The 22,711-nt window shown below is 39.0% G+C and carries 20 protein-coding genes; 6 read left to right on the top strand and 14 right to left on the bottom strand.

The window, feature by feature from the left end; translation table 11 throughout:
* Positions 1-3: 3 nt before the first annotated feature.
* The 3 genes from CVT17_RS08170 to CVT17_RS08160 are packed head-to-tail and all read right to left on the bottom strand — an operon-like array spanning position 4 to position 3,250.
* The gene (locus tag CVT17_RS08170) at positions 4-810 is read right to left on the bottom strand and encodes a 3'(2'),5'-bisphosphate nucleotidase CysQ family protein (RefSeq protein ID WP_107858954.1); all 807 of its coding nucleotides are present in this window, start codon (positions 808-810) and stop codon (positions 4-6) included.
* Positions 807-2,084: a citrate synthase gene (locus CVT17_RS08165; RefSeq protein ID WP_107858955.1), complete on the bottom strand. Its 1,278-nt coding sequence runs from the start codon at positions 2,082-2,084 to the stop codon at positions 807-809. Before CVT17_RS08165 ends, CVT17_RS08170 begins: the two co-directional genes overlap by 4 nt.
* Positions 2,085-2,086: 2 nt before the next feature.
* Positions 2,087-3,250, bottom strand: coding sequence for a cation:proton antiporter (locus CVT17_RS08160; RefSeq protein WP_107770581.1), 1,164 nt, complete (start codon positions 3,248-3,250; stop codon positions 2,087-2,089).
* A 117-nt stretch (positions 3,251-3,367) separates the two neighbouring features.
* Between CVT17_RS08160 and CVT17_RS08155 the strand changes: the two genes are divergently transcribed.
* Positions 3,368-3,850, top strand: coding sequence for a hypothetical protein (locus CVT17_RS08155; protein ID WP_107858980.1), 483 nt, complete (start codon positions 3,368-3,370; stop codon positions 3,848-3,850).
* Positions 3,851-4,515: 665 nt separating this feature from the next.
* Here the strand turns inward: CVT17_RS08155 and crcB are convergent.
* The 3 genes from crcB to topA all read right to left on the bottom strand — a co-directional run bounded on the left by crcB (position 4,516) and on the right by topA (position 8,510).
* Positions 4,516-4,869, bottom strand: coding sequence for a fluoride efflux transporter CrcB (gene crcB / locus CVT17_RS08150; protein ID WP_107858956.1), 354 nt, complete (start codon positions 4,867-4,869; stop codon positions 4,516-4,518).
* The gene (locus CVT17_RS08145) at positions 4,869-5,708 is read right to left on the bottom strand and encodes a biotin synthase (RefSeq protein WP_103579450.1); all 840 of its coding nucleotides are present in this window, start codon (positions 5,706-5,708) and stop codon (positions 4,869-4,871) included. Before CVT17_RS08145 ends, crcB begins: the two co-directional genes overlap by 1 nt.
* A 684-nt stretch (positions 5,709-6,392) precedes the next feature.
* The gene (gene topA, locus CVT17_RS08140) at positions 6,393-8,510 is read right to left on the bottom strand and encodes a type I DNA topoisomerase (RefSeq protein WP_196373589.1); all 2,118 of its coding nucleotides are present in this window, start codon (positions 8,508-8,510) and stop codon (positions 6,393-6,395) included.
* 189 nt (positions 8,511-8,699) lie between these two features.
* Between topA and CVT17_RS08135 the strand changes: the two genes are divergently transcribed.
* The gene (locus CVT17_RS08135) at positions 8,700-10,205 is read left to right on the top strand and encodes a flagellin B (protein WP_107858958.1); all 1,506 of its coding nucleotides are present in this window, start codon (positions 8,700-8,702) and stop codon (positions 10,203-10,205) included.
* Positions 10,206-10,469: 264 nt separating this feature from the next.
* On the opposite strand, the gene CVT17_RS08130 is transcribed toward CVT17_RS08135, so the two are convergent.
* From CVT17_RS08130 to dcd, 8 genes are all read right to left on the bottom strand, one after another.
* A complete protein-coding gene (locus CVT17_RS08130) occupies positions 10,470-12,491 on the bottom strand; it encodes a motility associated factor glycosyltransferase family protein (protein ID WP_107770586.1) in 2,022 nt (673 codons plus the stop codon).
* Positions 12,488-13,519 carry a pseudaminic acid synthase gene (gene pseI, locus CVT17_RS08125; RefSeq protein ID WP_107770587.1) on the bottom strand — a complete coding sequence of 344 codons (1,032 nt, stop codon included), beginning with the start codon at positions 13,517-13,519 and terminating at the stop codon, positions 12,488-12,490. The genes CVT17_RS08130 and pseI overlap by 4 nt, the downstream gene beginning before the upstream one ends.
* 3 nt (positions 13,520-13,522) lie before the next feature.
* Positions 13,523-13,981, bottom strand: a complete 459-nt coding sequence (pseH, locus tag CVT17_RS08120) for a UDP-4-amino-4,6-dideoxy-N-acetyl-beta-L-altrosamine N-acetyltransferase (protein ID WP_107858959.1) — start codon at positions 13,979-13,981, stop codon at positions 13,523-13,525.
* Positions 13,966-14,838, bottom strand: a complete 873-nt coding sequence (gene pseG / locus CVT17_RS08115; RefSeq protein ID WP_107858960.1) for a UDP-2,4-diacetamido-2,4,6-trideoxy-beta-L-altropyranose hydrolase — start codon at positions 14,836-14,838, stop codon at positions 13,966-13,968. Before pseG ends, pseH begins: the two co-directional genes overlap by 16 nt.
* On the bottom strand, positions 14,839-15,519 hold the full coding sequence (pseF, locus tag CVT17_RS08110) for a pseudaminic acid cytidylyltransferase (RefSeq protein WP_107770590.1): 681 nt from the start codon (positions 15,517-15,519) through the stop codon (positions 14,839-14,841).
* On the bottom strand, positions 15,516-16,634 hold the full coding sequence (gene pseC, locus CVT17_RS08105) for a UDP-4-amino-4,6-dideoxy-N-acetyl-beta-L-altrosamine transaminase (protein WP_107770591.1): 1,119 nt from the start codon (positions 16,632-16,634) through the stop codon (positions 15,516-15,518). Before pseC ends, pseF begins: the two co-directional genes overlap by 4 nt.
* Complete coding sequence (gene pseB, locus CVT17_RS08100) at positions 16,631-17,626, bottom strand: UDP-N-acetylglucosamine 4,6-dehydratase (inverting) (protein WP_107770592.1); 996 nt, start codon at positions 17,624-17,626, stop codon at positions 16,631-16,633. Before pseB ends, pseC begins: the two co-directional genes overlap by 4 nt.
* Before the next feature lie 216 nt (positions 17,627-17,842).
* Positions 17,843-18,403, bottom strand: coding sequence for a dCTP deaminase (gene dcd, locus CVT17_RS08095; protein ID WP_021091674.1), 561 nt, complete (start codon positions 18,401-18,403; stop codon positions 17,843-17,845).
* Between the two features lie 118 nt (positions 18,404-18,521).
* Between dcd and CVT17_RS08090 the strand changes: the two genes are divergently transcribed.
* The 4 genes from CVT17_RS08090 to CVT17_RS08075 all read left to right on the top strand — a co-directional run bounded on the left by CVT17_RS08090 (position 18,522) and on the right by CVT17_RS08075 (position 22,688).
* Entirely contained in the window at positions 18,522-19,364 is an 843-nt protein-coding gene (locus tag CVT17_RS08090) for a DUF3737 family protein (protein ID WP_107858961.1), read from the top strand.
* 109 nt (positions 19,365-19,473) lie between these two features.
* Positions 19,474-19,920, top strand: coding sequence for an acetyl-CoA carboxylase biotin carboxyl carrier protein (gene accB / locus CVT17_RS08085; protein WP_107858962.1), 447 nt, complete (start codon positions 19,474-19,476; stop codon positions 19,918-19,920).
* The gene (locus CVT17_RS08080; RefSeq protein WP_072595397.1) at positions 19,920-21,251 is read left to right on the top strand and encodes an acetyl-CoA carboxylase biotin carboxylase subunit; all 1,332 of its coding nucleotides are present in this window, start codon (positions 19,920-19,922) and stop codon (positions 21,249-21,251) included. Before accB ends, CVT17_RS08080 begins: the two co-directional genes overlap by 1 nt.
* Positions 21,252-21,329: 78 nt before the next feature.
* Entirely contained in the window at positions 21,330-22,688 is a 1,359-nt protein-coding gene (locus tag CVT17_RS08075) for an MATE family efflux transporter (protein ID WP_107858963.1), read from the top strand.
* Positions 22,689-22,711: the final 23 nt, after the last annotated feature.

Genomic DNA, 22,711 nt, shown 5'->3' with positions numbered 1-22,711 from the left:
AGTTTAAATTTTACTTTGTTTATATAGTTGTGTGATTTTATCTTTTAGATTTAGTGTGTTTTTTGAGAGAGCTATGAAAAATGGACTTTTTAAATCAGCAAGCTCGTAGCTCATCTCTTTGCTACTATTAGCGTCAAATACTTTTCCGCCACAAAAATTTACGAGCGCATCTCCTGCAGCATTGTCCCAAAGATAGCTTGGAGCAAATCTCAGATAAACTCCACCAAATTCGACTAAACGGCAAAATTTTATGGCTGAGCCGATGTACCTTTGCTCAAAATTTAAGCTCTGTCCTATAAATTCTATCTCTTTGGCATCGCCTCTTCTACTTGAAAAGATTAGATTGTCTAAATTTTTATCTTTTTTGTTTAGATCAACTCTCTTTATGATTTCATCATTGTTATCTAAAATTTCTTTAAAAGCACCATTTTCATCGGCGTAAAAAAGCTCTTTGCTAACCGGGATAAATATCACGCCAAGCACCGGTCTAGCTTTTTTTATAAGTGCTATACAAACGCAAAATTCACCGTTTCTAGCTAGAAATTCTTTCGTGCCATCAAGTGGATCTACGAGCCAAAACTCATCTTTGTCGCTTTCTTGTAAGATACTCTCTTCAGAGCAAATTTTTATCCCACTTTTGCTTAGAATTTTTATTATCGCTTCATTTGCAGCTAGATCGGCGCTAGTTAGTGGCGAGCTGTCATCTTTTAGGCAGACTTTAAGAGCCGTATTATTAGCGGAGTAAAATTTCATTATTTGCGCTCCAGCATTAATGGTTGCTTTTTTAGCTAAATTTAAAAGCTCGCTCATTTTGGTGTTCTGTTTGTCTCTCCGACGTAGAGCTGTCTTGGGCGGACGATCTTTATCGTATCTTGCTCTTTTAGCTCGATCCACTGGCTGATCCAGCCTGGAGTCCTGCCGATGACAAAGATGACGGCAAACATATTATTTGGTATGCCAAGCGCTTTTAGGATGAGTCCTGAGTGAAAATCAACATTTGGATATAAATTTCTGCTCACAAAATAATCATCATTTAGCGCGATATCCTCGATGCGGTTGGCGATCTTGATGAGCTCTGAGTTTATACCGATCTCATCCATCAGCTGATCCCTCATCTTTTTAAGTACCTTTGCGCGTGGGTCAAAGTTTTTATAGACCCTGTGGCCAAAGCCCATTAGTCTAAATGGATCGTTCTTATCCTTTGCTCTAGCGATGTATCTATCGACATTTGCGACCGAGCCAATCTCTTCAAGCTGGCGGATGACACCCTCGTTTGCACCGCCATGAGCCCAGCCCCAAAGCGCGCCGATGCCCGCACTTATACATGCGTATGGGTGAGCGTGCGTTGAGCCAACGGTTCTAACAGTAGTCGTTGAAGCATTTTGCTCGTGATCTGCGTGCAGCATAAAGACCGTATCAAGTGCCTTGATCTCGATAGGCTTAAGATCGACATGCTCGTATGGATAGCCTCTCATCATGTAGAGGAAATTTTCAGTAAAGCCACGATCTAAATTTGGATATATGATAGGAAGCCCGCGTGAGTAGCGGTAACTAAAGGCTGCGATCGTTGGAATTTTAGCGATTATACGCATAGCCATCTCGTGATACTCTTCAGGTTTATCCATATTTAGGTGATCTGAGTAAAACGCACTTAGGGCTGAGACCGCTGCTTGTAAGATCGCCATAGGGTGCGCTTTGTCTGGGAATGCGTCAAATAGCTTCATCATACCTTCATGTATAAAGCTTCTTTTTTTAAGCTCGGTTTTAAAATTTATATACTGATCATTTGTTGGAAGCTCTTTGTTTAAGAGTAAATATGCCACGTCTAAAAATGTCTTATTTTCAGCCAAATACGCGATATCGTAACCTCTATACATTAGCTCGCCTTTTAAGCCGTCTATATAAGTTATCGCTGAGCGACACATCGCAGTTGAAGTATAGCCTCTATCAAAAGTAAACATTCCAGTATCACTAAAAAATGTCGAGATGTCTATCACATCAGGTCCCATAGTGCCTTTTAGTATAGGAAACTCGTAACTCTTGCCGGTCCTGTTATCAGTTAGCGTAGCTGTATTTGATGACATTTTTACTCCTTACTTCTTGATTGCATTAGAAATTTTATAATTATTGTCCCTATTATAGCTTGAGCTAGGCTTGCTAGGATAAAAGATGAGTAAGAATAGTCACTTATCTCACCTGATCTGTGTGCGATAGTAGCAACTGCTACTAGAAGCGTTAGTGGCATGGATTGTGAGAGGGAAAACAAAAATATCCCCTTAAATCCTAATTTTCCTACAAATAACACACTTGAAAAAAGCCTTGTGGCAAGCATCGCACAAAATATAAAAATAGCATCTTTTATCACTTCATTTGAGCTTAGGCTTGAGAGTTTAAAGGTTGAGCCTATGTGTATAAAAAATATCGGTACCAAAAAACCAAATCCAAAGCTTGAAAGCTTGTGTGGTAAGTCTTTTTTATGATCAAAAAATGTCGTTATAAACATACCTGCGATAAACGCGCCAAAGGCAACTTCTAAATTCAAATAAAGCATAAGTGCAATCATCGAAAAAAATACAGCAATGCTTAGCCTAATATCTTTTTCATCCTTGTCGTAGTGTGGCATAAGGATCACTTTAAGCCCCGGGTACCACCAAAAAAGCACATCTAAAATTTTAAAGCTAAGCACGCTGATAGCTAAAAATAAGATCAAATAGCCAATCGTTAGCCATAAATTTATACTAGCTCCAAACTGCAAATAGGCAGCTATAAATGTCAAAAGCGTAATGCTTATAAGCTCACCAATAGTTGCAATAAGCATGCTTAAATTTAGCCATTTCACGTCTCTGCCATACTCTTTAAATAGCGTAAATATCATACCAACGGCCATTATCGGGATAATGATAATATAAAGCAAACTAAGATCAAAACTAAACGTAAGTGCAGTTGCTAGCGAGTAAATGAGCGCAAGATAGATAAGCCCCAGACGTAAAATTTTACGGTCAATGTTTATAAGCATTCTAAGATCGATCTCCATGCCGGCTAGAAACATCAAAAAGAAAAAGCCAACTTCGCTAATTAGCTTAAACATCTCATTCTCGCCGACAAGCCCGATGTAGCTAGCCAGTGCTCCAAGTATTATCTCAGCAGGAGCGACAGGAATGCGTAAAATTTTAGAAATATAAGGCGAAGCAAAGACGATAAATGCCAAAACGACAAGAATACTAAGCTCGCTAGCTTGATGTAATTGCAAAAAGATCCTTAAATTAAAAATGTTTGATTGTATAAAAAGCTTTGTTATTTTTTGATTAAGCTAAGCGATTTTTGGGCAAAATGGCGACAAATTTTTAAAAATTTGGAGTGTAAATTTATGCGTAAATTTCTATTTTTTGCCTTGATGCTTTTTGGAATTTTTAGCTTTGCAGACGAGCTAAGTTTAGTTCAAAGTTTTAAATTTGATGGAAGCGTTTTTTATAAGAAAAATACAGCCAAAGATGAGAGCTTTTACTTTTTAAAAAATGAAAATTTTGATGAACATTTTGTAGGCTTTAGAGTGAAATTTGACAAAAACATAAAAAGTGAAAGTATGCTTGCTGAGCTAAAAAAGAATATAAAAGAGGCTAAAGAAGTGCTTTATTGCGAAGAGAATGATCAAATTTTAGCTCTCATAAAAGATGAAACTAGCAGTAAAAATATAGAAATAATCCACTTTTTACTTAAAAATGATGGAGTCTTAATACTTTCATATGAGAGAATTTATGATCCAAAAACTCTAGTAGATGGGCTTAAGCCTGTACTTTTAAGTGAAGCTAGAAATTTTATGCTTCAGATGCCAAAGGTAGAAGCTAGGTAGAAAGGTGGATGTGGCGATGTTTTGCACTGCATGCGGTTTTGTCAAATTTCATCAAATTTTACTAGCCAATTCTTGTGAGTGAATGAAATTTAAAATTTGCACATAGATTGATGAAGTTTACTTAAATGGGGACAAAGTGGCTTGAATTTTGCTTCGCAAGCTCGCAACTGCATGGCAGACACGAAGTCGCCCACTTATTCCCTTTTATATCCCCAATCCCTTAATACGCTCAAAGTGCACGCAATAGTGCTGGCGCACTGAATGCGGTTAAAACTCTATCAAATTTTAAAATTTTATAAGCAAGTAATTTCGGCTCTAGCGACAAGCTTTGTAAGACCCAAAATCAGTAGTCAATTCTTGCGAGTGAATGGAATTTTAAAATTTATAAATTAAGGTTTTTAGAAATTTAAAGTTTTGTTTCTTTGTTAAGGGGGAAGAGGCTTGAATTACGAAGTCGCTCCCTTCCCCCTTAACGATCCCCTAACCCCGACAACGTTAGAGGTGACATGCTCCAGTGCTAACGCACTGCATGCGATTTGTTATCAGATAAATTTGAGTAAATTAAAGCGAGCATATCGCGGCTCTAAATTTAGTGGCGAGTGAGTGAAGCTTTAAAATTTAAAAATGGTATAGATAAAGTTATTTTGTTGCGTACCTTAAAAACCTCACAAATTTTTACCAAGCAAAATGCCAAGATAGCTTGCAAGTAGGCAAAAGACAAGGTTTAAAAAGATATTTAAAAAGCCTTTTACCAGCTCGCCTTCTATTAAAAATTTCACACTATCAAGGCTAAAGCTTGAAAATGTTGTAAATCCGCCAAGTATGCCAACGACCAAAAATACTCTCGCGCTTTGGCTTAAATTTAGACAAAACAAAACGCCGATAATGAAGCTACCAAGCGTATTTACGCCAAGCGTGGCTAGCGGAAAGTGACTAAATTTTAGGAGCTCACCGGCTAAAAACCTGCATCCAGCTCCGATAAAGCCTCCAAGTCCTGCGAAAAGTAAATTTACAAGCATCAATGGCAGATACTAGCGAAGCTAAAACCACGCTTTGTAAGCTCCTCGATATCCTTGCTAGCTTTCTCGCCTTTTGCGGTGAGATAGTCGCCAATGACGATTGCATCGGCGCCATTTTCAAAGATCTCGTATTGTCTATCGCCTAAAATTTTCTCCCTACCGCCAGCTATCATGACTCTAGTTTCTGGTAGAGCGCTTTTGGTGTCACGTACGATCTTTAGGGCTTCATCCGCACTAAGAGGAGGCAGATCAAGAGTTAGAGCTTCGTTTTTGATGAAAAAATTTATCGGTGATGAAAATGGCTCAAGCTCTTTTAAACTAGCTCTAAAGCTCACTCTGTCAGCCTCACTCTCGCCAACACCGTAAATGCCACCAGTGCAAAGCATAAGACCTGCTCTTTTTGCATCTAAATTTGTCTGATATCTCTCGTCCCAAGTGTGAGTTTTACAAATTTTTGGGAAAAATTCTCGGCTTGTTTCAAGGTTGTGGTTGTAGCTAAAAACGCCAGCCTTTTTAAGCTCGCTAAGCTGCTCGTAAGTCGCCATGCCGTTACATGCGATGAGCATCAAATTTGGCACTTCTTTGCTCACGGCTCTTGCTAAAGATGCGATATAGTCGGTCTTTTTGTCATTTAGTCTAGCACCACTTGTGACTAAACAAAATCCAAGAGCATGGTTTTTATAAGCCATTTTGGCTTCGTCCACCACCTGTTGCACGCTTTTTTCTTTAAATTTTGAGATATCGGCACCAGCTTTGGCGCTTTGCGTGCAGTAAGCGCAGTCCTCGGCGCAGTTTCCTTGAGTGACTGAGCATATCGCACAGAGCATAATTGTTTTCATTTTTCATCCTTTTTTGGGGCGTATTATAGCTTTGATAGGTTTAAAATTTAAGTAGGGTGATTTATGAATTTGCAAAAATAGTTTGATGAAATGTATAAATTTATTTTTATACAAGGGGGGGGGCAAGGGGGCTTGAGTTACGGTTTGTTTGTAGCTGTGAGCTAACGAAGCAAAGCCGTCCCCTTATCCCCCTTTAAATCATCTAAGCCCTTCGCACGTTAGAAGTGCATGTGATATCACTTTGCGTCGAATGCGTTCGTATATCTGGTAAGCATCAGATAAATTTTAAAATTTCAAGAACGAGTAATTTCGGCTCTAAAATTTGAGTTAAGCTATAAGCGAATCCAAATTTTAGCAGTCAATTCTTGCGAGTGAAATTTTAAAATTTGCTCCAAGATATAAATTTATTAAAAACTATGCGAAAAGCTTAAATCTTATGACATTACTTTCTCTTATAAATTTCCGCTCATTCTTTTAAAAGATCTATTTTTAAATTTGGCAAAGCGCTAAGCTCACCAAAAAAAGTGCGTACTGCGATGTGAAGCTACCATCTGACTAAGTGTAGTTGATGACAAGGTTTTTGCCCTTTATACTAGCCAAGCTTAGCGGTGGTATCAGGCATTTAAAGCCCAAATTTATAAAAGCTAAATTTAGGCTCAAGGACTCAAATTTGGCTAGAATTTTTTAGTTTTCAGAAATAAGCGTCTTTTTCTTACATTTTGTGCACTCTATAAATGTACCTTTTTTAAGCTCTTTTTTGATCATATCGCCGCCACATTCGTCGCATTTTTGCTCAACTGGCTCGTAGTTTGAGACGAAGTCGCATTTTGGATAGTTGGCACATCCATAAAATTTACCGCGCCTACTAAATCTCTCGACGATCTCGCCGCCACATTTTGGACATGGCACGTCAAGCTTTTTAAGCTCGCGTTTTGGCTTGGTTGCCCCAGTAGTGCCTGTCTCTGCGCTCTTTTCATTATCTTTTGTGACATTTCTTGAGTATTTGCATTTTGGGAAATTTGAGCAAGCAATAAATTCGCCGTATCTACCTTTTCTAAGCAAGAGCTCGCTTCCGCAATCTGGGCACTTCTCGCCGATTGGAGTAGCTGTTTTTAGACTTTTTATGCCAGTCTTGCCAGCACTAATTTTTTCCATAAATGGATAGTAAAAGTCACTTAGCACCTTTTGCCAGTCAGCCTTATCAAGTGCGATCTCATCGAGCTTCTCTTCAAGATGTGAGGTAAATTCACTATCGACGATGTTGCTAAAGTGCTCCTCTAAAACACCTATCATGCTAAATGCGATCTCGTTTGGTATGAGCTGCTTTTTCTCAATCCTGACGTAGTCTCTTGATGTTAGCAGTGAGATAGTTGGCGCATATGTACTTGGGCGACCGATACCAAGACTTTCAAGCTTTTTAACAAGACCAGCTTCAGAGTAGCGAGAAGGCGGCTCGGTGAAGTTTTGCGTGCTTTTTATGCTTTGCAAGCTCATCTCGTCGCCTTTTTTTAAATTTGGCAAAATTTTATCTTTATCAAGCTCGCCATAAACCTTATAAAATCCGTCAAATAGCACCCTCCTGCCGCTTATCTTAAACTCACCTTTTTCGCTTGCGACGTAGACATTTTGCGTTTGGCTGACACATGCGCTCATTTGACATGCTAAAAATCTATTGTAGATGAGCGTGTAAAGTTTTAGCGCATCTTTTTCTAAAAATTTAGCAGCGATTTGTGGCGTAAAGCTTAAATTTGTAGGACGTATCGCTTCGTGAGCCTCCTGTGCGGCCTTTGAGCTTGTTATGTAGCTTATTGCCTTAGCTGGCAGGTACTCTTTGCCGTAGTTTTGGAGGATATGCTCTCTAGCGGCTGCGACGGCCTCTTTGGCTAAATTTAAACTGTCCGTTCTCATGTAAGTGATCGCACCCATGAAGCCCTCATGAGTTTGGACACCTTCATAGAGGCTTTGAGCGATCATCATTGTCTTTTTAGGGCTAAAGCCAAGACGGTTACTCGCACTTTGCTGAAGGGTGGAGGTCATAAATGGTGGGTTTGGCTGGATCTTTCTGTCTTTGCTCTCGATCTCACGGACGCTAAATTTCTCATTTTGTAAATTTTCGATTATGTATTTTGCGCGGTCTGGATTTTGGATAGTTAGCTTTTCGATCTTTTGGTTTTCAAATTTAACCAGCTCGGCGTCTAGGTCTTTTTTGAAAAATGTATCAATCGTGTAGTATTCAACTGGCTTAAATGCCTGTATCTCACGCTCGCGGTCGACTATTATCTTTAGGGCCGCACTTTGCACACGTCCAGCGCTTAAGCCTTTTTGTATCTTTAAATTTAAAAGCGGGCTTAGCTTGTAGCCCACGATGCGGTCTAGCAAGCGCCTTGTTTGCTGGGCATTTACGCTATTCATATCGACACGTCTTGGGCTTTTTAGAGCATTTTGTATGGCACTTTTAGTGATCTCGTGAAAGACGATGCGAGGCAGGCTGGTTGGCTCTTTGCCGATAGCGTTTGCGATGTGAAATGCGATCGCCTCACCCTCTCTATCCTCATCGGTCGCGAGGTAAATTTCATCAGCGCCCTTGGCGAGTTCTTTTATCTCTTTTACGATGGCGGAGTGATCACTGCTGACGCGGTACTCTGGGGTAAATTTATCATCTTCTATCTTGATGCCAAAGCTAGTTTTTGGTAAGTCTCTGATGTGACCTTTTGAGGCGATGACGTTGTAGTTTTTGTCTAGGAAATTTTTTATAGTCTTCGCTTTTGCAGGCGACTCTACGATGATTAAGCTTTTCATTATATATAGCCTTTAATTTTTTTGGCGTAATTGTAGCAAAAATAATTTTTAAAGTATCAAGGCATAAAAAATCAAGCCCAGGGTCTATCTTTTAAAAATTTTTCATTCATACCTATAAAGTTTTTAAAAAATTTCACGATATAGTTTTTGTGCGACATGAAGTCGTAACTAAAAAAATTAAAAGGATTTACAATGAGTTTTCGTATTAACACAAACGTAAACGCACTTAACACACACGCTAACGCAGTTAGCAACAACACTGACCTATCTAAGTCACTTAACAAACTTAGCTCAGGTCTTAGGATTCAAACAGCTGCAGACGATGCTTCAGGTCTATCTATCGCAGATAGCTTAAGAAGTCAAGCTTCAGCTTTAGGTCAAGCTATTGCAAACGGTAATGATGCTATTGGTATCATTCAAGTTGCCGATAAAGCTATGGACGAGCAGCTAAAAATTCTTGATACTATCAAGACAAAAGCTACTCAATCAGCTCAAGACGGCCAAACAACTCAATCACGCCAAGCATTGCAAGCTGATATCGTTCGTCTAATGGAAGAGCTTGACAATATCGGTAACACTACTTCATTTAACGGTCAGCAACTGCTAAACGGAACATTCTCTAATAAAGAATTCCAAATAGGTGCTTACTCAAACCAAACTGTTAAAGCAAGTATTGGTGCGACCACATCTGATAAGATCGGTCTTACACGTTTTGAGAGTTCAAGACTACTTACAGCTATGGGTGTAGTAAATCTTAAATTCTTAAACGTTGATGGTGTAAATGATGTTGGCGTTACAGCTGCTACTATCTCAACAGGTATAGGTAAAGGACTTGGTGCTCTAGCTGAGAATATCAATAAAGTTGCTGATAGAACTGGTGTTAGAGCTACAGCTGATGTTACTTGGAAAGCTAGTGCTGCTATTGTCGGTGGCTTAATTCAGTCTTTAACAATCAATGGCGTTAAAATTGGCGACTTGGAAGTTAAAGCAAATGATGCAAACGGTGCGCTTGTAAATGCTATCAACTCTGTAAAAGATCAAACCGGCGTTGAAGCTTCTGTTGATGCTGAAACAGGTAAAATGGTCCTAACAAGCCGCGATGGCCGTGCTATCGTAGCAAGTGGTAAAGATATCTCAAAAGGTCTTGGTGGCAAAGGTAATGCTGGTAAGGGTACATCTTTAACCGGTTTCGTAGGTAGACTAAACCTAGTTCGCCTTGATGGTAGAGATATTAAGTTAAATGCTGGTGGCGTTGCTAAACTATCATTAGCATTCTCTGCTAATGGTGGTGCTCAACAATCAGTATCACTAAGAGACATAAGAGGTCAAATAGATAAAAACCTAGCAACTGCTATGGGCTTCCAAAGAATGAGTGGAGCTTTATCAGTAGCTCAATCTGCTGGTGTTATGACACTTCGTGGTGCGATGGCTGTTATGAGTATTGCTGAGTCTGCTCAAAAAACACTTGATCAAGTTCGTTCAGACCTTGGTTCAGTTCAAAACCAACTTCAAGCTACAGTTAATAACATAACTGTAACTCAAGTTAACGTAAAATCAGCAGAGTCTCAAATCAGAGACGTTGATTTTGCTAGTGAGTCTGCTAACTTCTCAAAACATAACATCCTAGCTCAATCAGGTGCTTATGCTATGAGTCAAGCAAACAGCGTACAACAAAACGTAATGAAGCTTCTACAATAGTTTCATTAAGGTTTTAGATAGAGGCTTTGTCGCAGTAACAAAGCCTTAAGAGTGTTAATGCTTTTACAATACGCAAACCCACGCCCCAAAGTCTAACTTTGGGGCTTTATCTACTAAAAATAAATAGTAATGTATCTATTTTATCTTTGCTCTAGTGGTTTATAATGGGTTGTGTTATAAATTTATAATCGTGACAGAGGCTTACTAAAACTAGTAAGCCAAATAAAAAGACTGTAAGTAAAATAATTCTACTTACAAATTAGCTTATATACTCAGTATAAAATTTTCTTTCGCTTTTCCTATCTCGTTTTTAGTTATTAGTTTTCTCTTTTTTAGCTCAGTAACAAGTGCTTTTGAAGCTTTTTTAGTAACTTCAATGTCGGCATTTAGTCCGCCAGCTGCGGAGAACATCCAGTACTTGTGCATATTTACCCACATAAGAAGCTTGTTGGTTTTTTGGATGGTTGTGTCACTTGGTGCTACAGAAATTTTTGCAAGCTCAAGTTCTTGATAGTAGACTGAAATTTGCAATATATTATCTACATATTTTTGATAATTACGTTTTGCGATTACATCTTTTAGTTTATCTATCTTTTTTGTTATTTTAAGAAGCTCATCAAAGTGCTTTTTTTCTATTTTATTTTCTTTATTGAGCTCAAGCAATTTATCTATACTAGGCACTACTTCTAAAAAGACTTTTTCTATTTGTTGTTTGACTTCACTTTGAGCTTTTATTTTTGCAAGTATGACTTTATAAGCTTTTAAAAGGTTTTTATTTACCGTCGTTTCACTGTCTTTTTTGATATTAGGCAGTTTTTTAATCTCTTTGCCTTTGCAAAGCTCATGCATTACTTCTAAAAATGGCCTTTCTATAGTGCCTTCTATTCTAGCACCACCTTCGGTACAGTTATATGATTTTATATTATCTAAGCTTGATTGGGCGATGTCATTTTCAAACTGGTTTTTAAATAGGGTCCAAACATACGTTGTTTTAACCTCTCCCTCTCCGCCATAAGCTTTAACAAATATATTTTCATCCGCTTGCGCAAAAGCATGACCTTTCGCATGGCTCGCCCCATCTTTACCAAATGCTAGATCCTGTCCTATGAAAACGATATTTTTATGTCCTAAGACATAGGCTAGCTGGTAGGCCATGTTTGCACAACTATGTCCTACGCCTAAATATCCATATCTTTTTAGACCAAACATATACTCCTCTTGTTGAGGTCTCATAGTTAGTACTAGTTTTCTTGGCAAGATATTTTTAATAGTTTGCTTGTGTGTAACTGAGGCAACAACAAAGTGTATATTGTCATCAATATTTGGATGTTTTTTTTCAAAAAAACTAGAAGTTGGTTCTATTCTTTCAATCGACATTACATAATCAGGCTTGATATCATGCCTTGCAAGGATTGGATAAGAGGCATCAACGCTTATAATGCTAACATATGGAGCAAATTTTTTAAGCGTATTAAGCTGTTTATCTAGGCTTGGACCAGTTGATACAATTATAGCTGTATCCATAAGACCATATCTTTTTTTAACAAGACTTGTGTAGCAATAATTGCTAATCATGGGCACTAAATTTTCACAATTTTGTCTTGTGCCTAATAAAAGATCGTCTATGCTATTGCCGTGAGCAACTACTATTTGAGAAAATGCTCTTGTAATCTCTTTATTTATTCTTATGTAGTCCTCTTCAAATTGATCATAAAAAGGCATATGAATCATAAGATTATCATAGGTTTTTGCATATGAGTTTAGTTTTGCTTCTGTAACCAGATAATAAAAATGTGTATAGGTTGCAAATTTTGAATAAAAAAGTATTATCTGCCCACTTTCTAGTTCGCTTGATAGATCAATAACATTTAAAACAAGATATATGATCTCGATCTCTGGCTCTATGACCACGATTTTTTGGTGTGTTTCATTTTTTGCTAGTGCTTTATAGAGTACGCCATTGCCTAGTCCATAAAAAAATAGTATCGGATAACGTTTATAGTCACTTTCTATATCTTCAAGTAGCTTTAAAATGTCTGCTCCAGGATTTTCATAGATATATTTAAAAGTATGCTTGTTTATTAAATTTATATCAATTGGGTCTTTCCCTATAAAAATTTCATAGTCTTCATTACCAGCAATAGACCAAAGCCTTGCTGCTAGAATTTCATCTTGTTGAAATAGTGCTTGAAGATTTTTTTGAAAGATAGGATTTTGGATATTTGATACATTATCTTTAGATGGTTTTGCCTTTTTATTGGATGCCTTATCGTTTTTGTTATTCATATCAAATCCTCCTTTGTTAATCTCTCGCTAAATTTTATATCTCTTTTTGCTTTTTTACCGATCAGCTCTTTTAAAAATTTAGGGTGCAGGCCGTACCCTGGACGCACGCTCCTTATATTTTGCTCACTAAAAATTTCACCCTTTTTTATATCTGCGCTTGCATAAAGTGAGCGTGAAAATCTCCTATTTAAAACCGCTTTTTCATCTAGTTCGTAGTTTACCACACCCAAAAGCTCCTCGGCCTCTCTAACGCATTTTGTCATAAGAGCAAATTCGCTCTCATCAAGACTAAATGCGCTATCAACGCTTTTTACGCTTTTATCAAGTATAAAATGCTTTTCAATTATCCTAGCACCCAGGCTAACCGCAACAACTGGGGCTGTCACGCCTAATGTGTGATCTGAAAAGCCGACCTCAACGCTAAATTTCTTTCTCATATCAGCTATAGTTTGCAAATTCATGCTATTTAGCGGCGCTGGGTAACTTGAAGTGCATTTTAAAAGAGCGATGTCACTATTGCCTGCATTTTTACAAATTTGCACCACATCTCTTATCTCTTCTTCATAGGCTATGCCAGTTGAGATGATAATGGGCTTGCCTTTTTTAGCTATAAACTCTACAAAATCATAGTCCGTTACCTCAAAACTTGCGATCTTGTAAGCTGGCGGGTTAAACTGCTCTAAGAAGTTGGCGTCGTCCTTGTAAAATGGGCTTGAAAAGCAGATAAGCCCTTCTTCTTCTGCTACTTTAAAAAGCTCAGCGTGCCACTCTTTTGGCGTTAGCGCCTCTTGATAAAGCTCGTATAAATTTCTCCCATCCCAAAGTCCGCCCTTAATGACAAAGTCGTCCAGGTGTGAATTTAGAGTCAAACTATCAGGTGTATATGTCTGAAGCTTTATCGCGTCAGCTCCAGCGCGCTTGGCTGCCTTTATCGTATCTACCGCCGTTTTTAGGCTGCCGCTATGATTAGCAGAGAGCTCTGCTATTATAAAGACCTTTTTGTCTGTATCAAAATTTCCTATTTTCATCCGTTAGTCCGTTTTATTTTTAAGCTCAAGATAGCTAAACTCACCATCTTTTGCATAGATCTTAAAGCCAAAATTTTTATAAAGCGCGAGCGCTTTTTCGTTACTATTATAAGCTTTTGCCTTTAGCGAGCCAACCTTTAATGTAAAAAAAGCGTAGTCTTTTATGAGATCAAGCAACTTTTTGCCCACTCCTTTTAGCTCCGGGTTTTTATAAACGCCAAATTCGCAGCTTTCTTTCGTTATATCAACGAAGCTCACCACTCCGATAAATTCACCCTCATCTTTTACTAAAAAATAGATCTTATCTTGAATGCTCTTTAATCTCTCTAAAAAGGCAAAATGCTCCTCTTTGCCAACGCTTTTATTTTTCATAAATTTAGCTATCCGCTCGTCGTTTCGCCACTTTAAGACCATCAGCTTTTGCTCGCCACTAAGTGAGGTAAAATTTATAAGCTCAAACAAATTTCATCTCCCCAGTAAGCCTCATACCCATTTTCTTTGAGCCAAGCAAATATCTCTTTTTGATTATCCGCTACACAAATGGCTTTAAATTTAGCTCCCAAAACGTAAGCCTCATTTACAAGCGAGCTTGCTGTTATGATGAGCATTTTGGCTTCATTCATCAGCCTTGCTACGCTTTTACTATCTACAAAAAGGCTAAAATTTTCATTTTTACTAGATATCTCTTTTAGTGCGCTTAAGTTTTTATTTCCGCTAGTTGTTATGACGGCTGTTTTTAGCCCTTTTAAGAGCAGTTTTTCTGAAATTTTAGCACTTAGCCCTGAGATATCAGTGCCTCCAAGAATGATAGCGTAGTCGTAAATTTTCTCCCTTTTTACCTGCGCTTCTTCATAAAACTCATCTCTAACTAGCAAAAACTCACTCCCGCAAAATACCTCACAGCTTTTTTCTACTAGCCCCTCATATCTTGCCTTTTGCGCATATAAATTTACGTTTAAAATGTAGTCTGAGCAATGTTTTTCATAAGTGTCGTCAAATGATAAAATTTTAACGTCGGTTTTTTCTTTTATAGCTCTTTCGTCTTCAAAGCTAAAGCCGTAGTGGTCGATGATAAGAAGCTCAAATTTATTATCTTTTATAAGTTCGCAAAGTTCATCTATCTCGCTGCTTGTTAGAGTAAATTTAGGGTAGTTTATCTCATCAAAAATATCACCATCTAGTCTTAGTGAAGCAAATGAGATGTCGCTAGATTTTTTAGCAAGCAAAAGGTCTCGCCTGATGTGCCCATGCCCTATCTTGCTGCTACTATCAGCGCGCACGAGCGTTTTTAGCAGGGGGAGTCCTTTAAATTCTTTCAATCAGATCTTTCCGTTATTTATCAAATAAAGCTTTTTAGCAAACTCAAAATCTTCTATCGTATCGATGTCACAGACTAAATTTCTTGGTAGTAAATATGCCTTTGAGTGTGGTGCAAACAAGGCACTACACTCCAGCCAAGCCTCTTTTTTGCCAAAATAAAATGCCCCAGCGTCATGAAACGCAGGCTCAAGATCTTGTGAGCGCGTCTTTTCAAACTGCGGATAAAACATGCTAACTCTAGCGTTTTCGTCAAGTTTTATCGCCCTTTGTATAGGAAAATCAAACGCAGTTGCTGAAAATAAAAATTTACACTCCTGCTTTTTAAACTCGTCTGCGGCTTCTTTTAAAATTTCAGCCGTTATAAGCGGTGCTGTGGCATAAAGGCAGCAGACGTCACTAAAGCTAGAATTTGTGCGCCTTATCGCGTCTTTTATCACGTCAGTGCTCGTCGCGTAGTCATCGCTTAAGCTCGCCTCCCTAAAAAATGGCACACTAGCTCCAAATTCTCTAGCCACATTTGCGATCATTTCGTCATCGGTGCTTACTATTACTTCGCTAAAAACTTTAGAATTTAGCGCAGCCTCGATGCTATATGCGATTAAAGGCTTGCCTAAAAAGTCTTTGATATTTTTGCCAGGTATCCTCTTGCTACCGCCTCTTGCTGGTATGATGCAGATCATTTTTGCTCACTAAAGCTTTTTAGCACGTCAAAAAGCGTACTTGCGACAAATTTAGCATCATCCACGCTCATGCCGTGATGGCAAGGGATGCTAAGCTCAGCGCTATAAAATTTCTCCGCATTTGGTAGTGAAATTTCGCCAAGGAGCGCTTTATAAAAGCTAAATTTATATGTTGGCTTGTAGTGCACCTGCACACCAACGCCCTTTTGCAAAAGCTCTTCAAAAATTTGCTCTTTTTTATCCCAAAATTTCTCATCCAAAAGCACTGGATATAGGTGCCTTGAGCTAGTTGTATTTGCTGGAATCTTTGTAGTTTTAAGATACTCGCACCCGCTAAATTTCTCATCATAAAATTTAGCTATCTCATTTCTTTTGGCGATAAAGTCGTCCAGTCTTTTTAGCTGGCTAAGCCCCAAAGCGCAGGCCACGTCTGTGATCCTGTAGTTGTATCCAAGCAAGCTCATGTCGCTATCCCAAAGCTTTGTTTTGGTGATGCCGTGGCTTCTATATAGCCTTGCTAGCCTTGCGAGCTCATCGTCGTTTGTAGCAAGCGCGCCGCCCTCAAGCGTGGTGATAGGCTTTACTGGATGAAAGCTAAATATGCTAATATCAGCCTTAACGCCCACTTTTACGCCTTTTTGCACGCTACCAAGGGCATGAGAGGCGTCATCTATCACTTTTATGCCGTGTTTTTTGGCTAAATTTATGATCTTATCTAGCTCCACAGGGTTGCCACCGTAATCAACCGCAGTTATCGCCTTTGTCTTTGGAGTGATTAGAGCTGGAATTTTCTCTTCATCGATGTTGCCATTTGCTTTTACGTCGCAAAATTTGACCTGCGCTCCTGCCATCAAAGCTGCATTTGCAGTGGCTGCAAAGGTGATGGGCGTCGTGATCACTTCATCGCCAGCCTTTACACCAAGGCTAAGATAGGCTACGTGAAGGGCCGAAGTGGCTGAGTTCATAGCGATCACGTGCTTTACGCCAACATACTTTGCCAGCTCCTCTTCAAATTTACTGACCTTTTGACCACCTGTTAAGATGTCGTCTCTTAGTGCATCTGCTACTACCTTGATATCTTCTTCTGTGATCTGCTGACGGCTGTAAGGGATCATTTAGCATCTCCTATCATCTCAAGAAGGCCTGCTCTATCGAGCCAAATTTTATTTGTATTTGAGCTATATTCAAAGTCCTCGCTCACTGGTTTGCCCTTTTGATGAAGAGCATTTGTCGAGAAGTCTTGCGCTGTTAAAAACTGGATAGACGGACTAATAACGTAGTAATCATCAAATTCGTATGTAAGATGCGCGTCGTCTCTTGAGATCATCATCTCATGCATCTTTTCGCCTGGGCGAATGCCTATGATCTTGACGCCAAGCTCTGGTGCAAGGGCTTTTGCAAGATCGACCATCGTCATAGATGGGATCTTTGGTATGAAAATTTCGCCGCCTTTCATCCTCTCAAAGTTTTTAAGGACGAAATTTACACCTTGTTCAAGCGTGATCCAAAACCTGGTCATCTTCTCATGCGTGATAGGAAGTTCTTTTTCACCTTGTGCGATCAGTTTTTTAAAGAGCGGCACGACTGATCCACGAGAGCCAACGACATTTCCATATCTTACGACGCTAAATCTTGTCTTTTTATCCCCAACAATATTATTTGCAGCAACAAAGAGCTTATCGCTTGCTAGCTTTGTGGCTCCATACAAATTTACAGGATTGCAAGCTTTATCGGTTGAGAGAGCGATCACCTTGCTAACGCCACACTCCAAAGAGGCGTCTATGACGTTTTGAGCGCCGTCAATGTTTGTTTTGATGCACTCCATTGGGTTGTATTCTGCGATTGGCACGTGTTTCATCGCAGCTGCGTGGATGACGTAGTCTACGCCGTTCATCGCAGTTCTCAAGCGCTTATAGTCCCTCACGTCGCCGATAAAAAAACGCATGGCCTTGTCTTTAAAGACCTGGGCCATTTCGTATTGCTTTAGCTCATCGCGTGAGTAGATAACTAGCCTTTTTGGCTTGTATTTTTTTAACAAAATTTCGGTGTACTTTTTACCAAAACTTCCTGTTCCGCCGGTGATTAGTATTGATTTATCATTAAACATTATTGCGCCCTTTACTAACTATTTTTGGGGTATAAATAGCTAAATCTAAATTGTATTTTATAAAAATTTAAGCAAAAGCTATGCCAAAATTTTAAAATTTATTAAAACTTTTTTATCTTTCTAGATTCTATTTCGTCAAATTTTAATTAATGTTTAGAGGAAATCATAAAAGTAGTGTTTAAAATTTAGCCTTTGCAAGGTCGCAAAGGCTAAAAATTATTTCAAAATTCTTGGCAGTGTGATGCCTTCTTGAGCTTGATATTTACCATTTTTGTCAGCATAGGTTACCTCGCAAGGCTCGTCACCCTCGATAAATAGCACCTGTGCGATGCCTTCGTTCGCATAAATTTTTGCAGGAAGTGGAGTCGTGTTTGAAATTTCTATCGTGATATGCCCCTTAAATCCTGGCTCAAAAGGCGTGACGTTTACGATGATGCCGCACCTTGCGTAGGTGCTTTTGCCAAGGCAGATCGCTAGTACGTTATCTGGCATGTTAAAATACTCTATAGTGCGCGCCAGAGCGAACGAATTTGGCGGGACGATGCAGACGTCTCCCTTAAAATCTACTACGTTTTTTTCGTCGAAATTTTTAGGATCGACTACGGTTCCGCCGATGTTTGTAAAAATTTTAAATTCATCACCAACGCGGATATCGTAGCCGTAGCTAGAAACGCCGTAACTAACGACGCCACGACCCACTTGTTCCTCAGCAAATGGCACTATCATATTTTTCTCAACAGACATTTTTCTTATCCAAGAATCTGACTTTAAACCCATTTTTGCTCCTTTTTTGGGCGATTATAACGCTTTGCGTCTTTAAAGTAAATTTAATAAAGCGAATAAATTAGATGAAAATTAGTATAATTTTAACAGCAAAAATTAATAAAGGACAAAAATGCAAGAGAAAAATGCAGAAATTTTTACTGGCGAGCGTGCGATGTTTGGGGCAAGAAGTGTAAATTTTACAAACTGTATCTTTGAGGATGGCGAGTCGCCGCTAAAGCACAGCTCAAATTTAAAGCTAAATGAGTGCGTTTTTGCCTACAAATACCCACTTTGGTACGCAAGTGATGTCACGCTAAATGGCGGATACTTGGAGCCTCTAGCAAGAGCTGGCATGTGGTACAGTGCAAATTTAAGCTTCAAAGACGCGCTCATCAACGCTCCAAAAAGCTTTAGAAAAAGCTCGCAAATTTCGCTAGAAAATGTAAATTTCTCAGATGCTAGTGAAACACTTTGGGGATGCGCGGATGTGAAGATAAAAAACGTCTTTGCTAGGGGCGATTACTTTGGGGCAAATAGCGAAAATTTAGAGATCAATGGGCTAAATTTAGACGGGAACTACTGCTTTGATGGTTGTAAAAATGTCCATATCACAAACTCAAAGCTCATCTCAAAAGATGCATTTTGGAACTGCGAAAACGTGACCGCACAAAACTGCCTAATCTCAGGTGAATATCTAGCTTGGAACTCAAAAAATGTAACGCTCATAAGCTGCACGATAAAGAGTCTGCAAGCACTTTGTTACGTGGAAAATTTGATCGTAAAAGGTTGCATTTTTATGGACACGAGTCTTGCGTTTGAATATTCAAGTGTCGATGTAAGCACAAGCGGAGCGATAAAAAGCATAAAAAATCCAAAAAGTGGCGTGATAAGGGCAGCAAAGATAGATGAGATCATCATCGATGAAAGTTTAGTTGATACTAAAGGCATTAAGATAATTATTACTGAAAAATAACTTAGCAAAAAAGAGTAGCTTTGAGTTCTCGTTTTTGCTTCATAAAAAAATTTTTTATCTAATTTTCGCTACAATTAGACGCTTATATAAAAATTTAGGAGAAATTTCTATGAAAAAAGAAGATATAAAAGAGCTTATCGAATTTTTTAATGATATGGAGATGAATCATATCAAAATAAAAAGTGGTGATTTTGAGGTAGAGCTTGAAAAATTTTCAGATTATTGCGCGCCTGCTAAACCAGCAGCACAAGCGCCAACTCCAGCACCTGTAAATGTAGTCGTTAATTCAGAGGTAAAACCAGCTGCAAACTCACCAAAAGATAGCATAAAATCTCCTATGGTAGGTACTTTCTACGCTGCTCCAAGCCCAGGTGCCGCTCCATTTGTAAAAGTAGGTCAAAGAGTAAGGAAAGGCGATGTAGTAGGCATCATCGAGGCTATGAAGATAATGAACGAGATCGAGGCTGAGTTTGACTGCCAGATCACTGAGATGCTAGTCTCTGACGGACAGCCAGTTGAGTTTGGATTGCCGTTATTTGGCGTGGAGAAAAATTAATGGAATTAAAAAGAATTTTAATCGCAAACCGAGGCGAAATCGCTCTTCGTGCTTTGCGAACGATAAAGGAGATGGGTAAAGAAGCTGTTGTAGTCTATTCAACCGCTGATAAAGACGCACTTTACGTAAAATATGCCGACGTAGCCATTTGCATCGGCAAAGAGCGCTCAAGCGACAGCTATCTAAATATCCCAGCTATCATAAGTGCAGCTGAGATCAGCGAAGCAGACGCTATTTTTCCTGGTTATGGCTTTCTAAGTGAAAATCAAAATTTTGTTGAAATTTGCTCACACCACAAGATCAAATTTATAGGACCAAGTGTCGCTGCAATGGCTTTAATGAGTGATAAAAGTAAGGCAAAGCAAGTCATGCAAAGAGCTGGCGTACCAGTCATACCTGGCTCAGACGGTGCTGTGGCTGACACAAAAGCAGCAAAAGAGCTAGCTAAAAAGATAGGCTATCCAGTCATATTAAAAGCTGCAGCAGGTGGTGGCGGACGTGGTATGCGCGTGGTTGAAAAAGAGGCTGATTTAGAAAAAGCATTTTGGTCTGCTGAGAGCGAGGCGATGAGTGCATTTGGCGATGGCACAATGTATATGGAAAAATATATCCTAAACCCACGCCACATCGAAGTTCAAGTAATTGGCGATAGCCATGGCAATGTGCTTCATATCGGCGAGCGTGATTGCTCTATGCAGCGTCGCCACCAAAAACTAATCGAAGAGAGTCCAGCTATTCTGCTTGACGAAAAGACAAGAGAGAGACTTCACGAAACTGCCATAAAGGCGGCAAAAGCGATCGGCTACGAGGGAGCTGGTACGTTTGAATTTTTGGTTGATAAAAATTTAGACTTTTATTTCATTGAGATGAATACAAGACTTCAAGTTGAACACACAGTGAGCGAAATGGTAAGCGGACTTGATATCATCGAGCTTATGATAAAAGTGGCTGAAGGCGAGGCACTACCATCACAAGAGAGCATTGAGCTAAAAGGTCATGCGATCGAGTGCAGGATAACAGCTGAAGATCCAAATACATTTACGCCGTGTCCTGGAAAGATCACAAAATATGTCTGCCCAGGTGGCCGCAATGTAAGAATGGATAGCCATATCTATCAAGACTACTCGATACCGCCGTATTACGATAGTATGATCGGCAAACTTGTGGTTTGGGACACTGATAGAAATAGGGCGATCCATAAGATGAAAGTAGCTCTTGATCAACTCATAATAAATGGCATAAAAACAACAAAAGATTTTCACATCGCTATGATGGAAAACAAAGACTTTTTAAGCAATAACTACGATACAAATTATCTTTCAAGACACTAAATTTTTAAGTCAGGATTTGCAAAAAAGCAGATCTTGGCTTAAATATATTAAAATTTTTAAGTTTATCTTAGGGGAAGCATGGTAAACAAAATCAAAGATCAAAATACAAAATTTTTCTCAAATGCCGACCTTGCAAAGCTATTTTTCCCTATTGCGGTTGAGCAGTTTTTAGAGTATAGCTTAGGGCTTGCAAACTCGCTAATGGCAGCAAGTGTTAGTGAAAGCGCTGTAAGTGCGATTAGTCTTGTGGAATTTGTCATGGCGCTTTTTATTAGCATATTTACTGCTATAGCTACTGGCGGCTCAGTGGTTGCTAGCCAGTATCTTGGTAATAAACAAAGTGGCAATGCCAAAATCACAGCAAATCAGCTCGTTTGGTTTAGTTTTATCTTTGCCCTTTTTATCGCAGCGGTCATCATAGTTTTAAAAGATATTATCCTAGATTATGTCTTTGGTGATATTGGTGAGCAAGTAAGGCATGATGCTAGCCACTATCTTGTTTTCTCGGCCATTTCCGCGCCATTTTTAGCTGTCTATGCAGCAGCTGCGGCGATCTTTCGCACGATGTCAAATGCCAAGCTTCCTATGTATATTATGGCGGCTGCAAATTTATTAAACGTACTTCTAACTGCCATTAGTATTTATACATTTCATACTGGTATTTTAGGTATTGCCATCAGTACGCTTATAGCCAAGATGCTTGCTTGCTTTGTTATAGTCTATTTGCTTCTTGATATAAGACTAAAACTTCACATAAGAAAGAGCTTCATCTATAAATTTGACTACGAAATCATCAAGAAAATTTTAAACATCGGCGTACCTTATGGCTTTGAAAATTCGATGTTTTATGTGGGTCGTATCATCGTTTTGAGTCTTGTTTCACTCTTTGGTACAGCAAGTATCGCTGCAAATGCCGTGGGAGGGACGATCGTGATGTTTCAAGTGCTCCCTGGCATGGCGATAGGCACAGGCCTAAGCGTCGTAGTGTCTAGATGCATCGGCGCAAACGACTTTGCTCAGGCTAAATTTTACGTAAGAAAATCAATGATAAGCATCTACATCGTGCAGCTTTTTAGCACAGCAGTAATTTTGCTTTTACTTGAGCCATTGCTTCTTGTTTATAATCTCTCGGAAGAAGCCATAAATTTAACAAGGCAGATCGTCTGGTATCACGGTATCGCTATGTGTCTTATTTGGCCACTTGCCTACACATATCCGACCGTTTTTCGTGCTGCTGGGGACGCTAAATATCCGATGATTGTAAATTTAGTTTGCATGTTTGCTTGTAGAGTCATATTGGCCTATATTTTTGCACTTACATTTGATCTTGGTATGATAGGTACTTGGTTTGCAATGTTTGCTGACTGGGCTGTAAAGGCGGTGCTTTTTACAATTAGATATCTAAAAGGTACATGGATGAAATTTAAAGCTATTTAAAAAGAAATTTAGTAATATACAAG

The organism is Campylobacter concisus, assembly GCF_003048775.2.
In the GTDB taxonomy this organism is placed as follows: Bacteria; Campylobacterota; Campylobacteria; order Campylobacterales; family Campylobacteraceae; genus Campylobacter_A; species Campylobacter_A concisus_I.
This window is presented reverse-complemented; position numbering and strand designations above follow the sequence as displayed.